The following is a 13,207-nucleotide window of genomic DNA, read 5'->3' as shown; positions in this document are numbered from 1 at the left end:
GAGTGCGCAGTATAAGAAGGTGAAAACTGCGACAAAACCTGCGCTTTTTGCCAATTTGGGCGATTACCGCACCACTGTCCTGAGTATCGGATTGAAACCATGACCAACACCGCGATTCCGGTCTTCAAGCTTTACGGAGAAAGCCAGCAATGGCCGACCCCCGATTTGTTGCACTGCGAAACCATTTCCCGGCGCAGTCGGGAATACCAGTGGGAAATCCAGCCCCACCGGCACGCGGATCTGTGCCAACTGCTGTACGTGCACAAAGGCCAGGCCGAGTTGGAAATCGAAGGCCAGCGCACCACCCTCAACGAAGCCACGCTGCAGGTATTGCCGCCGTTGTGCGTGCATGGGTTTCGCTTTGCCGAAGATGTGGAAGGCTATGTAGTCACCCTGGCGGCACCGCTGGTCAGCCACTTGCAAGCCCAACTGGGCGCAACGGCAGGCGGTTTGCAGACCCTGGGCAGCTACCCGGCGGGCAAGGACAGTGATTACCTCAACAGCCAGTTCGCCCGCCTGCAGGACGAATACGCCGACGACCAACCGGCCCGGGACATGCTGATGCACGCGCTGGTCAGTGTGCTGCTGGTGTGGATCAGCCGCCAGGCCATCCAGCGTCGCCACCCGCGCGCGCCAAGGGGCCGCGAGTATTTCCGGCGCTTTACGCAATTGGTTGAACAGCACTATCGGGAACACCCGAAGATTGAGGATCTGGCCCACAAACTGGGTATCTCGGTCTCACACCTGAATGGGACGTGTCGGGAACTGGGCGGGCAGCCTGCCTTGCAGATCATGCATGACCGTCAATTACTCGAGGCCAAGCGCCTGCTGACCTACACCAGCATGACCATCAACGAAATGTCGGAAGTACTGGGTTTTTCCGACCCGACCAACTTCTCTCGGCTGTTCCGCCGACGGGTCGGGTTCTCACCCAAGGCGTTTCGCGAGCAACTCAAGGCCGAACAGCCGTCTACCTGAGTGCACTGAAACTGCCGGTGTGGGGAACGCATTGGTCCTGATGGCAGCTGATCGCAAAGGTCGGCTGCATCCGGGTCTGCTCCACGCGGTAGGCGGCGGTGCCATACAGGCCGGTCGCCAAGGCGCAGAGGAAGAAAATCATCAGGTATTTGCGGGTTTTAATGCTCATGGCACAGACCTCTGAGCGGATCTACAGGGTGCTGTTTAAAGCATAGGTCAACCAGGGCGAGTTGCCATTATTGGGCGACATTCAACAGGGTTATGTCGCCCTAAAGACACCTATCCCACACCGGCTCCTCGGGGAACCTCACCACCAGGAAATCCAGCAGGCTGCGCAGCGCCGAAGGCATGTGTTTGCGTGACGCATAGACCGCGTAGATGTTCATCTGCCGGGGTTCGGCCTCGGGTAGCAGACGTACCAGTTCACCACGGCGGATGTGATCGCCGGCCTGGTAGCTGGGCAGCATCGCCACACCCGCGCCGGCCAGCGTCACGCGTAACAACGTACTGGCTTCGTTAGCGGTGATATTGCCGTGCACCGGCACCGAGACGTGCTCGCCGTGCTCCTCGAAATGCCACAGGCTTTTGCCGAAGTACGAATGGGTCAGGCAGTTGTGCCGGGCCAGGTCCTCGACTTTCTGCGGCGCCGGGTGCTCCAACAGGTAGGCCGGGGTTGCGCACACCACGGAGCGACAGACTGTCAGGCGCCGGGCGATCAGGTTGGGGTCCAGGTCGTTGCTGGTGCGGATGGCCAGGTCGATGCGCTCGTCCACCAGGTTCACCGTGCGGTCGAGCATTTGCAGGTCAATGGTCACCAGGGGATAGCGCTTGACGTACTCGGCAATGGCCTCGGCCAATTGCGCCTGGCCGAACGAGGTGCTGACACTCAGGCGCAACAGGCCACGGGGCGCCTTATCGGGCTCACTGACGGCGGCCTGCATATCACCGCACAACTCCAGGAGTTGCCGACAGCGTGGCAGGGTTTCGCCACCGGCCGCCGTGAGGCTGAGCTTGCGGGTGGTGCGGTGCAACAGGCGCGCGCCGACCCAGTCTTCCAGCTCGGCCAGGTAACGCGACACCACCGGGCGCGACAGGTCCAGATGGTCGGCGGCGGCGGACTGACTGCCCAGGTCCACCACCGTGACAAACACGCGCATTGCTTGAAGACGATCCATGATTTGCCCGATTTCAGAAACAAACTATGTCCCAGCATCGCATTTTTAGTTCGGTTTAGTGCAACTAAGCTCTGTGCATCCTTTGAATCCACTGCTGGAGCTGCCCGATGTTCTCAACCCTCAAGCGCTTGACCTTCACCGCTGCCTTGGCGTTTGCCGGCCATGCAGCGGCGGCCGACCTGACCCTGGATGTCTACAACCCGGGCGAGGCGGCGATCTTCCCGGTCAGCTCGGTGCTGGTCAGCGGTGCCAAAGACGCGATCCTGGTGGACGCGCAATTCGGCAAGGGCCAGGCCGAGCAACTGGTGCAGAAGATCCGCGCCAGCGGCAAACACCTGACCACCATCTACATCAGCCATGGCGACCCGGATTACTACTTCGGCCTCGACACCCTGACGGCCGCGTTCCCCGACGCCAAGGTGCTGGCGCCGCAACCGGTGGTCGACCATATCAACGCCACCGTGGCCGGCAAACTTGAGTTCTGGGGCCCGAAAATGGGTGCCGACAAACCGGGCAAAACCATCGTGCCCCAGGTGCTGCAAGGCCATAGCCTGACCCTTGAAGGGCAGCAACTGGAGGTGATCGGCCTGGATGGCCCGCAGCCGGACCGCAGCTTCGTGTGGATCCCGTCGATCAAGGCCGTGGTCGGGGGCGTGGTGGTCGCGCAAAACATTCACCTGTGGATGGCCGACACTCAAAGCGCGCAATCCCATAAAGACTGGCTTGCGACCCTGCAACGCATCGAACAGTTGAAGCCACACACGGTGATTCCTGGCCACTACCTGGGCACGCCGTCACTGCAAGCCGTGGCCTTTACTGCCGACTACATCAAAGCCTTCGACGTAGAAACCGCCAAGGCCAAGGACGCCGCCGCCCTGATCGCGGCCATGAAAAAGCGCTACCCCACCCTCGCCGACGAAAGCTCGCTGGAACTGAGCGCCAAAGTCGCCAAGGGCGAAATGAAGTGGTGAATGCCTTTAAACCCTGACCGTACTGGAGAACATCATGAGCAAGATCGCAATCATTGGGGCCACCGGCCGTGCCGGCAGCCAATTGCTGGAAGAAGCCCTGCGTCGTGGGCATAGCGTGGTGGCTATCGCGCGTAACACCGACAAGCTGGCTGTACGCCCCGGCGTCACCGTCAAGCAGGTTGATGCACTGGATGCCAATGCCCTGGAACAAGCCATCAGCGGCAGCGATGTGGTGATCAGCGCGGCACATTTCGCCACCCTGCCCGCCAGCGCCGTGATCGGCCCGGTAAAAAAAGCCGGGGTGAAACGCCTGCTGGTGGTGGGCGGCGCCGGTTCGTTGCTGCTGCCCGGTGGCGGACGTGTAATCGACAGCGAGGGCTTCCCGGCGGAATACAAAGCCGAAGCCAGTGCAGGGGCCGCGTTTCTCGACGTGCTGCGTCAGGAAAAGGACCTGGATTGGACGTTCCTGTCGCCGTCGGCCTTGTTCGATGGCACCCAGCGCACCGGTAAATTCCGTCTGGGCCAGGATGACTTGCTGGTGAGCAGTGACGGTAGCAGCTCGATCAGCTTTGCCGACTACGCCATCGCCATGCTCGATGAAGTGGAAACACCGAAGCACTCGCGCCAGCGCTTCACCGTCGGTTACTGACCTCCCTCCCACTCCCGTAGCAGCTGCCGAGCGCAAGCGAGGCTGCGTCAGCGGTGTACCTGACACACCGCAACGCAGCCTCGCTTGCGCTCGGCAGCTGCTACGGGATTTTCGCGGAGGTTGCCTGATCAACCAGCCAGTTCATCAGCGCTTCAAGCCCTGCCGACGGCACCGTCCCCGGCGGATACACCAGGTAGTACCCCTTCCCCGTCGGTACCCGCAGTTCAAACGGCATCGCCAAGCGCCCCGCCTTGAGATCCTCGCCCATCAACGCACTGTCGCCCATCGCCACCCCGGAGCCCTGGGAGGCCACGTTCATCGCCAAGTCCAACGTCTCGAAATGATGCCCCTGGCTCACGTTGCTCAACCGCGTATCCGCCGCCTGGAGCCAGCGCGCCCAATCGCGCTCATCCCGTGTGGGGTGCAACAGCACCTGTTGCTGCAAGTCCGCCGGGGTGTGCAAACCGGCGAGCAGCGCCGGTGCGCAGACCGGGGTGAGTTGCTCATCGAACAAATGCCGCGCCTCGGCCGATTGCTCGGCGATGGGCGCATAGATCACCGCCGCGTCGAATTGCTCGCGACGAAAATCCACGCTGTAGGCCACGGTGGTGGTGAGTTCCACCGGAACGTCCGGGCGCTCCCGCTGCCATTGCATCAGGCGCGGCAACAACCAGCGCATTACGCAGGTGGAGGCCTTGATTTGCAGGGTATGGCGGCGATTGCCGATCTGCTCCACCGCGTCACCGAGCAGGCCAAACACCTGCTGCACCCGTTGCGACCACTCGCGACCTTCTTCGGTCAGGCTCAACCCCCGTGCCTGGCGCTGGAACAAGGCGTAGCCCAAATGGCTCTCCAGCCCGGCGATCTGCCGGCTCACCGCACCTTGTGTGATATGCAGTTGCTCGGCGGCGCGGGTGAAGTTGCAGCACTGGGCCGTGACCCAGAAGGTATGCAGCGCGGGCAGGGGCGGAAGGCGTTTCATAAGGGCGCAGCCATGACGTGAGGACATGGCTAGTATGACTTTTTATCGATTGTTGCCGCTACGGGCCAGCCGTTCCAATACCGCCACGAATCCATAACAAGAGCGACACCTATGGCGACCTGTGGCGAAGTATTGGTCAACCTCCTGGAAAGCTACGGCGTGGACCAGGTGTTTGGTATTCCCGGCGTGCACACCGTGGAGCTGTATCGCGGCCTGGCCCGCTCGAGCATCCGCCACGTCACCCCGCGCCACGAACAGGGCGCCGGCTTTATGGCCGACGGCTACGCGCGCACCCGTGGCAAACCGGGCGTGTGTTTCATCATCACCGGCCCGGGCATGACCAATATCACCACCGCCATGGGCCAGGCCTACGCCGACTCGATCCCGATGCTGGTGATTTCCAGCGTGCAATCGCGCAGCCAGTTGGGCGGCGGGCGCGGCAAGTTGCATGAGCTGCCGAACCAGGGCGCGATGATGGCCGGCGTGGCGGCGTTCTCCCATACCTTGATGTCGGCAGCGGAGTTGCCCGCCGTGCTGGCGCGGGCGTTTGCGTTGTTCCAGGCCGGCAGGCCGCGCCCGGTGCATATCGAGATTCCATTGGATGTGCTGGTGGAAAACGCCGATGCACTGCTCGGCAGTCAACCGGTCAGCATCGCCCGTGCCGGTGCGGCACCGGCGGCGGTCAAGCAGATGAGCCAGTTGCTCGCCGCCGCCAAACGCCCGCTGATCCTGGCCGGTGGCGGCGCGATTGAAGCGGCCGCCGAATTGACCCGCCTGGCCGAAGCCCTCGGCGCGCCGGTGGCCCTGACCATCAATGCGAAGGGCATGCTGCCTTCCGAGCATCCGCTGCTGATAGGCTCGACTCAGTCCCTGGTCGCTACCCGCGCGCTGGTGGCCGAGGCCGATGTGGTACTGGCCATCGGCACCGAGCTGGCCGAGACCGACTACGACGTGACCTTCGCCGGTGGCTTCGAGATACCCGGTGCGCTGCTGCGCGTCGATATCGACCCCGACCAGACCGTGCGCAACTACCCGCCGCATCTCGCCTTGGTGGCCGACGCAAGGATCGCCGCCGATGCCTTGCTGGCCGACTTGAACCGCACGCCGCTGGGCCCCCGCCACATCGACTGGGGCGCTCAGCGCGTCGCCCGGTTGTGGGCCGAACTGGCCACCACCTGGGACGCCGCCACCCGCGCGCAAACCCTGTTCCTCAATACGGTGCTGGAGGCACTGCCGGGCGCCGTGCTGGTGGGCGATTCGACCCAACCGGTGTACAGCGGCAACCTGACCCTGAACCTCGATCACCCGCGCCGCTGGTTCAATTCCTCCACCGGCTACGGCACCTTGGGCTACGCCCTGCCGGCCGCCATCGGCGCCTGGTTGGGCCGTGGCGATGGGCAACCGGTGGTGTGTTTGATTGGTGACGGCGGGCTGCAATTCACCCTGCCGGAACTGGCCAGCGCAGTGGAAGCGCGCACGCCGATCATCGTGCTGCTGTGGAATAACCAGGGATATGAAGAGATCAAGAAATACATGCTCAACCGCGCCATCGAACCGGTCGGCGTAGACATCTACACCCCGGATTTTATCGGCGTGGCCAAGGCCCTCGGCAGTGCTGCCGACAGCGCTCACAGCGTTGCACAGCTGCGCAACGCCTTGCGCGCCGCCGCCGATCGCCCGGGGCCGACGCTGATTGAGATCGACCAGGACCTATGGATGCAGGAGCCAGCGGTATGAGCGCAGTAATGAACGGTGTGTATATCGACGGCGCATGGCGTGCCGGCCATGACGTGCTGGAGGTGATCAACCCGGCCACCGAGGCGACCCTGGCCCGTGTCAGCGTCGGCGATGGGCAGGCCGTGACCCAGGCCGTGGATGCAGCCAGCGCGGCCTTTATCGACTGGTCGAAAAGTAGCGGCCGTGATCGCGCCAGCCTGCTGCGCAAAATCGCCCAAGGCGTCAGCGCGCAGCGCGAACAGTTGATGCACCTGCAATCGAGCAACAACGGCAAGCCGCTGTTTGAAGCCGGCATCGATGTGGACGACGTGATCGCCACGTTCGAGTACTACGCCGGTATCGCCGACGACATGGACGCCGGAAAGGATCGTCCGGTGGCGCTGCCCAGCGATGACTTCAGCGCGCGCCTGCGCCGTGAGCCGTGCGGCGTGGTGGGGTTGATCGTGCCGTGGAATTTCCCGATGGTCACCACCGCCTGGAAACTCGCCCCGGCCCTCGCCGCCGGTTGCTGCATAGTGCTCAAGCCCTCGGAAGTCACGCCCTTGGCGGAGTTGCAGCTGGCGCAAATCATCGCTGACGCGGGCTGCCCGGCGGGGGTGTTCAACCTGGTCTGCGGCACCGGCTTGGCCGTTGGTGCACCGCTGGCGGCAGACCGTCGCGTGGCGAAGATTTCCTTCACCGGCAGCAACGCCGTGGGGGTGCAGGTGATGCAACGTGCAGCGGAAACCATCAAGGGCGTGAGCCTGGAATTAGGCGGTAAATCTTCGCTGCTGGTACTGGCGGATGCCGACCTCGACCTGGCGGTGGAGCTGGCGTGTGGCGGTGGTTTTTTCAACGCCGGGCAAATGTGTTCCGCCACCAGCCGCGTGCTGGTGGCCGACAGCCTGGCGGATGAATTCCTGCAGCGTTTGCAGGCACGGGCTGAAGGCATTCGCGTCGCCGACCCATTTGCCGATGACGTGGAAATGGGCGCGTTGATCAACCGCGTGCAGTATCAGGGGGTGCTGGGGCATATCCAACGGGGCGTCGAGGCTGGCGCGCGATTGGTGTGTGGCGGCGAACGCCCGGCGAACCTGGCGAAGGGCTACTTCATTCGCCCAACCGTGTTTACCGACGTGCCATTGGACAGTGCATTGTGGAACGAAGAAATCTTCGGCCCGGTGCTGTGTGTACGACCTTTTGCCACTGAGGAAGAGGCCATTGCCCTGGCCAACGACAGCGATTTCGGCCTGGTGGCCAGCGTGGTCAGCCGTAGCGTCGAGACCACCGAACGCGTGGCGAATGCCTTGCAGGCCGGGTTGGTGTGGATCAACGCCCCGCAGGTGATCTTCCCGCAGACGGCGTGGGGTGGTTACAAGCAGAGCAGTATCGGCCGTGAGCTGGGGCCGTGGGGCCTGGCGGCGTTTCAGGAAATCAAGCACGTGATCCGGTCCAACTGACGACGCAGAACAAATATGGGAGGGAGCTTGCACCTAATGCCAGTCAGTTAAGGAGGAACACTGTAACTGTGGTGAGCGGGCTTGCCCGCTCTCACACTTTGACTTGCGGTGTTTCAGTTAACCGCAATTTTTAGATAGCCCCTGCGACTTTCTCATTTGCCCCCCTCCCCCATGCGTGGCCTGATTCGCCCTTGTTCATTCAAGGCAGGCCCATGGAAAACGTTCAGGCAAAACCCACCACCGCCGTGTGGCTGATGATCAGCGTCGTGCTGGTCGCCCTTAACCTGCGGCCGTCGATGGCCGCCGTGGGGCCGTTGTTGTCGTCGATTCGCGGCGAGGTGCCGTTGAGTTTCAGCAGCGCGGCGTTGCTGACCATGTTGCCGGTCATGGCCATGGGCCTGGCGATGTTCTTTGGCATGGGCCTGGCCAAGCGCGTTGGCGAGCACCGCAGCATTGTGCTGTCACTGCTGGTGATTGGCGTGGCGACGCTGTCGCGATTGTTCCTGGATTCGGCCCTGGAATTGATCGTCAGCGCGATTGCCGCCGGTGTGGGCATCGCCATGATCCAGGCGTTGATGCCGGCGCTGATCAAGTCGCGGTTCAGCGACAACGTGTCGTTGTTCATGGGCCTCTACGTCACCGCTATCATGGGCGGCGCGGCGCTGGCGGCAGCGTTCTCCCCCTTCGTGCAGGTGCAGACCGGCAGCTGGCGCATCGGCCTGGCGATCTGGGCGTTTCTGGCGCTGCTGGCCCTGGTGTTCTGGTACGCCCAGCGCTCGGTGTTGCCACCGTTGCCCCAAGCCGCCGCCGGCCCTCAGGAATCGTTTTTCGGCAACGGCCGCGCCTGGTTGCTGGCGATCTTTTTCGGCCTCGGTACGGCGTCCTACACCTGCGTGCTGGCGTGGCTGGCGCCGTACTACGTGGAGCAAGGCTGGAGCGAACAGAATGCCGGTTTGTTGCTGGGTTTCCTGACCGCGATGGAGGTGGTGTCCGGCCTGGTCGCGCCGGCCATCGCCAACCGCCGCCGGGATAAACGCGGGGTGGTGGCGGTGTTGCTGGGGCTGATCATCCTCGGGTTCTGCGGCCTGATCCTCAGCCCGCAACACCTCAGTTTGCTGTGGCCGTGCCTGCTGGGGCTGGGTATCGGCGGGTTGTTCCCGATGAGCCTGATCCTGTCCCTCGACCACCTCGACAACCCGCGTCGCGCGGGGAGCCTTACCGCATTCGTGCAGGGCATCGGCTACCTGATTGCCGGCCTGTCGCCGCTGATCGCCGGGATGATCCGTGACCAGCTGGGCAGCTTCGAATGGGCCTGGTGGTCGTTGACGGCGGTGGTCGTGGTGATGCTGCTGATCGTCACGCGCTTCAACCCAAGGCATTACGCACAACATATTCGCTGACGTCGTGTTGCAAACAGTATTTGTCCCACGCAAAACATTGAAACGCCCTACAGAGCTTTCTATTGGCACGGCCGTTCCGTTAAGCTTTCGCGCTGTCTTGTACTGACTTCGGTACATGGGGTTTACGGACGAAACCGATGTTAAACAGTAACTTGCTCAGAAAACTCGATATGCAGGACTTGATGGTGTTTATCGCCGTCTATGACCAGAGCAGCGTTACCGACGTGTCAGAAACGCTGTTCGTCAGCCAGTCCACCGTGAGCTACAGCCTGAAGAAACTGCGGACCAGTTTTGAAGACGAGCTGTTTATCAACACGCGGGCGGGCATGCGGCCTACGTACAAGGCCACCACCATGTACGCCCATGTGCAGAAGATCCTCGAAAGCATCAACCTGTGCCATGCCGGTGGCCAGGCCTTCGACCCGACCCAGAAGGCCGTGACCTTCAATGTCTGCGCGCCGGAGTACTTCGAACAACTGATCCTGCCGCGCCTGTTGAAGCATTTCGACCGCGCCGACCTGCCGGTGATCGTCAATGTGCAGAAACTGGAAGCCGACATCCCCGCCGACGACCTGCGCGAGGGCCGTCTGGATCTGGTGATCTGCTTCGGACCGCACTTTCACCGCGCCCATAAAGACTTCAAGACCCAGATGCTGCTGGAGGACGATCTGGTGTGCGTCTTCGATAAACGCTCGGCACCGCGCGAGCCGGCATTCAGCCTGCAATCGTTCGTCGAGCGGCGCCACGTGTTCCCCACGCCATGGACCTCCGACACCAACATGATCGACGGCTGGCTGGCGCGCCAGGCCCACAAGCGCCAGGTGATCGCCCGCGCCAACAGCTACAGCGCGGCGCTGAAGATGATCACCGGCACCGACTTCATCGTCACCCTGCCGCGCCGCGTGCAGAAACTGCTGGCACCGTCGACGGTGTTCGGCCACTGCGAGGCCCCCAACGGATTGCCGGGGTTCACCCTGGATATGCAGTGGAATGAAAGCAGTGAACAGGACAGTGCCAATACCTGGTTTCGTGAACAGGTGGTGAAGGTGTGTGCGGATCAGGGATTACTCTAACTTCTGTGGCGAGGATTAGCCGATGGCGACTTTGCTGTAGGAGTCGCGATCCATGTCGACCAGCTGGACGCTGAGCTGAACCTGTAGATCCGCCGGCCAGTCGCCCAGATCCTGCAACGCTGCCAGCAGGCTTTGCGACAATTGTTGCTTGACCTGCGGCGACCGCCCGCTGAGCAGTGACAGCTTCACCGCGATGAAACCGCGTGGGTTGAGGGAGGTGCCCACCTGAAAACTCTCGAGCTTCACAGCGCGGCTTTTGATATCGAACTCGGAACCGAACTGCCCGGACGCCATCAGCACATTGTTGAGCCGCAACAGGGTTTTCTCGACGGCCAGGCTTGTCAGGTTGGCGGTGTATTCCAAGTGCAGGTGTGGCATGGATGACTCCGAGTCATTCGTAGGAAAGTCTGTAGATATAGCACGGATAAAAGCCTCAGGCCTTGTTCGCCTGACCTCGATCGCTCATGAACGCTTCCAGCCGCGAACGCACCCAGCGTTCGGCCGGGTCGGTGTCCACATGACTGAGCCAGACCATGGACAAATCCAGGGTCGGCGTCTCGAACGGAAACGGCTCGCAGAACAGGTTGCCCGACACCGCCATGGCCTCGGCCGTGTAGTCCGGCAGGCTGGCAATCAAGTCGGTCCCGGCCAGCAGCGCGGGCAATGCGCTGTATTGCGGCACCGACAACACCACATGGCGCTTGCGGCCGATTTCCGCCAGCCACTCATCGGCAAACCCGGACACGTTGGCGGTGTGGGACACCAGCACATGGGGGCGCGAGCAATATTCATCGAGGGTCAGCGGGGTGTCCGAGGCATCGGCGCGCAGCAGTCGCGGACGAATGTGGCGCAGCAACTTGCGCTTGGCATTCGCCGGCAGGCCACGGGTCTGGGTGATGCCGACGGTAATATCGCCGGACGCCAGCAGATCGGGAATCCGCCAATAGTCCACGTGCTGCACCACGAACACCACCTGCGGCGCTTCCTGGCGCAAGGCGCGCAGCAACGGTGGCAACAGGCCGAACTCGACGTCGTCGGACAGTCCGATGCGAAAGGTCATGGTGCTGACGGACGGGTCGAAATCGTGGGTCAGGCTCAAGGCCGACGACAGTGAGTCCAGGGCGGGCGACAGGTGCTGGATGATTTCCTCGGCGCGCGCGGTAGGTTCCATGCGATGGCCGACGCGAATGAACAGCGGGTCGTTGAACAAGGTACGCAGACGGTTGAGGGCCGAACTGATGGTCGGCTGGCCGAGAAACAGCTTCTCGGCCACTCGCGTCACATTGCGCTCGAGCATCAGTGCTTCGAAGACCACCATCAGGTTGATGTCGGCCTTGCGTAATTCATTGCGATTCATCGGCGCCTGCCCCTAGCCCAAGACAAGCCGCAGTTTAGAAAGGCAATAGGGCTGCGTCTATGCCGGTGGACGCATGGGGCTGCCTATTTCGTCGCCGGTTTCATCACCCCCTGAGTGGCAGGTACCTGCTCCTGGCCCTGACGCAATCGCAACGCCGCCAGCGCGGCGACCACCAGCACCACGGCGATGACTTTCAAGCCGTTCATGGCATTGCCGGTGCTCATTTCAATCGCACCCATCACCGAAGGGCCGACAAACCCACCCAACAGCCCGCAGGCGTTAACGAAGCCCAAGCCACCCGCCAGCGCCACGCCTTTGAGGCGCGAGGCCGGGTACAGAAAAATGATCGACTGCACCACAAAGAACATCACCGCCGACAGGCAAAAGCCCAACAGACTGAACACCGGCCCCGACACCGACGCAATGCCCAAGCCCAGCGCCATGGTCAGCAACCCCGTGACCAACAGTCGACGACAACGCTCGGGCGTCGTGGCAAAACGCGGGATCAGTACCGCACCGAGTGCCGCCGCGATCCACGGCAATGAGGTCAGCAAACCGACGCTCATGGTGCTCAGTTCGCCATACTTGCTGATGATGCTCGGCAGGAAAAAAATCACGGTGTAGACGGTGATCTGATGGCAAAAGTACACAAAGATCGCCAGCAGGATTTGCGGGGTCAGCCAGTTTTTCAACGCGTGACCGCCCTCCCCGGCACCTTCCTCGGTTTCCACCGCGATGCGCTGTTCGATGCCGCGTGCCTCTTCAGCCGTCAGCCACGGCGCCTTGCTCGGGCGGTCCGGCAACTTGCGCCATACCACCCAGGCAAACGCCACGGCCGGCAGGCCTTCGAGCAGGAACATCCACTGCCAGCCGTGCCAGCCGAGCATGCCGTCCATGCGCATCAAGGCCGCGCCCACCGGGCCGCCGATGATGTTGGCAAAGCACACGCCGAGCAGGAAATAGCCAGTGGCCCGCGCCCGCTGTTCACGGTTGAACCAATAAGTCAGATAGAGCATGACGCCGGGAAACAACCCAGCCTCGGCGATGCCCAGCAGCAGGCGCAACACGTAGAACGACGTATCGCCCTGCACAAACGCCATGGCCGCCGAGATCAGGCCCCAAGTCACCATGATGCGGGCGATCCAGAACCGCGCGCCGACCTTGTGCATGATCAGGTTGCTAGGGATTTCCGACAGTGCATACGTGAGGAAAAACAGCCCCGCACCCAGCCCGTAGGCCGCAGCGGAAATGCCCAGGTCGACATCCAGGTGATGCTTGGCCAGGGCGATGTTGGTACGGTCCAGAAAACTCAGGATGTAGGCGATGATCAGCAAGGGCATCAACTTGGCGAACATCAGTTTATTCAGCGCCTGCGGATCGCGGGCCGAAGTGGCGGTAGTCATCGGGCAATTCCTCTTGGCGCCCCGCCAGCCTGGCTGGGGGACG

13 protein-coding genes are annotated in these 13,207 nt (G+C 62.5%); 7 read left to right on the top strand and 6 right to left on the bottom strand.

Going from position 1 to position 13,207, the window contains the following annotated elements; genetic code table 11:
• Positions 1 to 99 precede the first annotated feature (99 nt).
• A complete protein-coding gene (locus BFP99_RS12795; protein ID WP_065947382.1) occupies positions 100 to 978 on the top strand; it encodes a helix-turn-helix domain-containing protein in 879 nt (292 codons plus the stop codon).
• On the opposite strand, the gene BFP99_RS33270 is transcribed toward BFP99_RS12795, so the two are convergent.
• Both BFP99_RS33270 and BFP99_RS12790 read right to left on the bottom strand, forming a co-directional pair.
• On the bottom strand, positions 971 to 1,147 hold the full coding sequence (locus tag BFP99_RS33270; protein WP_162844255.1) for a hypothetical protein: 177 nt from the start codon (positions 1,145 to 1,147) through the stop codon (positions 971 to 973). The genes BFP99_RS12795 and BFP99_RS33270 overlap by 8 nt on opposite strands.
• A 100-nt stretch (positions 1,148 to 1,247) precedes the next feature.
• Positions 1,248 to 2,153, bottom strand: a complete 906-nt coding sequence (locus BFP99_RS12790; protein WP_065928191.1) for a LysR family transcriptional regulator — start codon at positions 2,151 to 2,153, stop codon at positions 1,248 to 1,250.
• A gap of 107 nt (positions 2,154 to 2,260) precedes the next feature.
• On the opposite strand from BFP99_RS12790, the gene BFP99_RS12785 reads away from it, so the two are divergent.
• Both BFP99_RS12785 and BFP99_RS12780 read left to right on the top strand, forming a co-directional pair.
• On the top strand, positions 2,261 to 3,124 hold the full coding sequence (locus BFP99_RS12785) for an MBL fold metallo-hydrolase (protein ID WP_065947381.1): 864 nt from the start codon (positions 2,261 to 2,263) through the stop codon (positions 3,122 to 3,124).
• Positions 3,125 to 3,158: 34 nt separating this feature from the next.
• Complete coding sequence (locus BFP99_RS12780; RefSeq protein ID WP_065947380.1) at positions 3,159 to 3,773, top strand: NAD(P)-dependent oxidoreductase; 615 nt, start codon at positions 3,159 to 3,161, stop codon at positions 3,771 to 3,773.
• Positions 3,774 to 3,873: 100 nt separating this feature from the next.
• Here the strand turns inward: BFP99_RS12780 and BFP99_RS12775 are convergent, their stop codons facing one another.
• Positions 3,874 to 4,755, bottom strand: a complete 882-nt coding sequence (locus tag BFP99_RS12775) for a LysR substrate-binding domain-containing protein (RefSeq protein WP_065947379.1) — start codon at positions 4,753 to 4,755, stop codon at positions 3,874 to 3,876.
• Positions 4,756 to 4,866: 111 nt separating this feature from the next.
• Here BFP99_RS12775 and BFP99_RS12770 point away from each other — a divergent pair, with 111 nt between their 5' ends.
• The 4 genes from BFP99_RS12770 to BFP99_RS12755 all read left to right on the top strand — a co-directional run bounded on the left by BFP99_RS12770 (position 4,867) and on the right by BFP99_RS12755 (position 10,404).
• Positions 4,867 to 6,492, top strand: coding sequence for a 5-guanidino-2-oxopentanoate decarboxylase (locus tag BFP99_RS12770; RefSeq protein ID WP_065947378.1), 1,626 nt, complete (start codon positions 4,867 to 4,869; stop codon positions 6,490 to 6,492).
• A complete protein-coding gene (locus BFP99_RS12765; RefSeq protein ID WP_065947377.1) occupies positions 6,489 to 7,931 on the top strand; it encodes an aldehyde dehydrogenase family protein in 1,443 nt (480 codons plus the stop codon). The genes BFP99_RS12770 and BFP99_RS12765 overlap by 4 nt, the downstream gene beginning before the upstream one ends.
• Before the next feature lie 212 nt (positions 7,932 to 8,143).
• On the top strand, positions 8,144 to 9,331 hold the full coding sequence (locus tag BFP99_RS12760; RefSeq protein ID WP_065947376.1) for a cyanate transporter: 1,188 nt from the start codon (positions 8,144 to 8,146) through the stop codon (positions 9,329 to 9,331).
• 137 nt (positions 9,332 to 9,468) lie between these two features.
• Positions 9,469 to 10,404 (top strand): LysR family transcriptional regulator, encoded by a 936-nt coding sequence (locus tag BFP99_RS12755; RefSeq protein ID WP_065947375.1) that lies wholly within the window; start codon positions 9,469 to 9,471, stop codon positions 10,402 to 10,404.
• A gap of 15 nt (positions 10,405 to 10,419) precedes the next feature.
• Here the strand turns inward: BFP99_RS12755 and BFP99_RS12750 are convergent, their stop codons facing one another.
• The 3 genes from BFP99_RS12750 to BFP99_RS12740 all read right to left on the bottom strand — a co-directional run bounded on the left by BFP99_RS12750 (position 10,420) and on the right by BFP99_RS12740 (position 13,164).
• Complete coding sequence (locus tag BFP99_RS12750) at positions 10,420 to 10,782, bottom strand: 5-carboxymethyl-2-hydroxymuconate Delta-isomerase (RefSeq protein ID WP_065928199.1); 363 nt, start codon at positions 10,780 to 10,782, stop codon at positions 10,420 to 10,422.
• A 55-nt stretch (positions 10,783 to 10,837) separates the two neighbouring features.
• Positions 10,838 to 11,761 (bottom strand): LysR substrate-binding domain-containing protein, encoded by a 924-nt coding sequence (locus BFP99_RS12745; protein ID WP_065928200.1) that lies wholly within the window; start codon positions 11,759 to 11,761, stop codon positions 10,838 to 10,840.
• 83 nt (positions 11,762 to 11,844) lie between these two features.
• Positions 11,845 to 13,164, bottom strand: coding sequence for an MFS transporter (locus BFP99_RS12740; protein WP_065947374.1), 1,320 nt, complete (start codon positions 13,162 to 13,164; stop codon positions 11,845 to 11,847).
• Between the last annotated feature and the right edge of the window lie 43 nt (positions 13,165 to 13,207).

Source organism: Pseudomonas sp. 1 R 17 (assembly GCF_900067035.1).
In the GTDB taxonomy this organism is placed as follows: domain Bacteria; phylum Pseudomonadota; class Gammaproteobacteria; order Pseudomonadales; family Pseudomonadaceae; genus Aquipseudomonas; species Aquipseudomonas marginalis.
The sequence above is the reverse complement of the archived record's forward strand: the minus strand, read 5'-3'. Positions and strand labels throughout refer to the sequence as shown.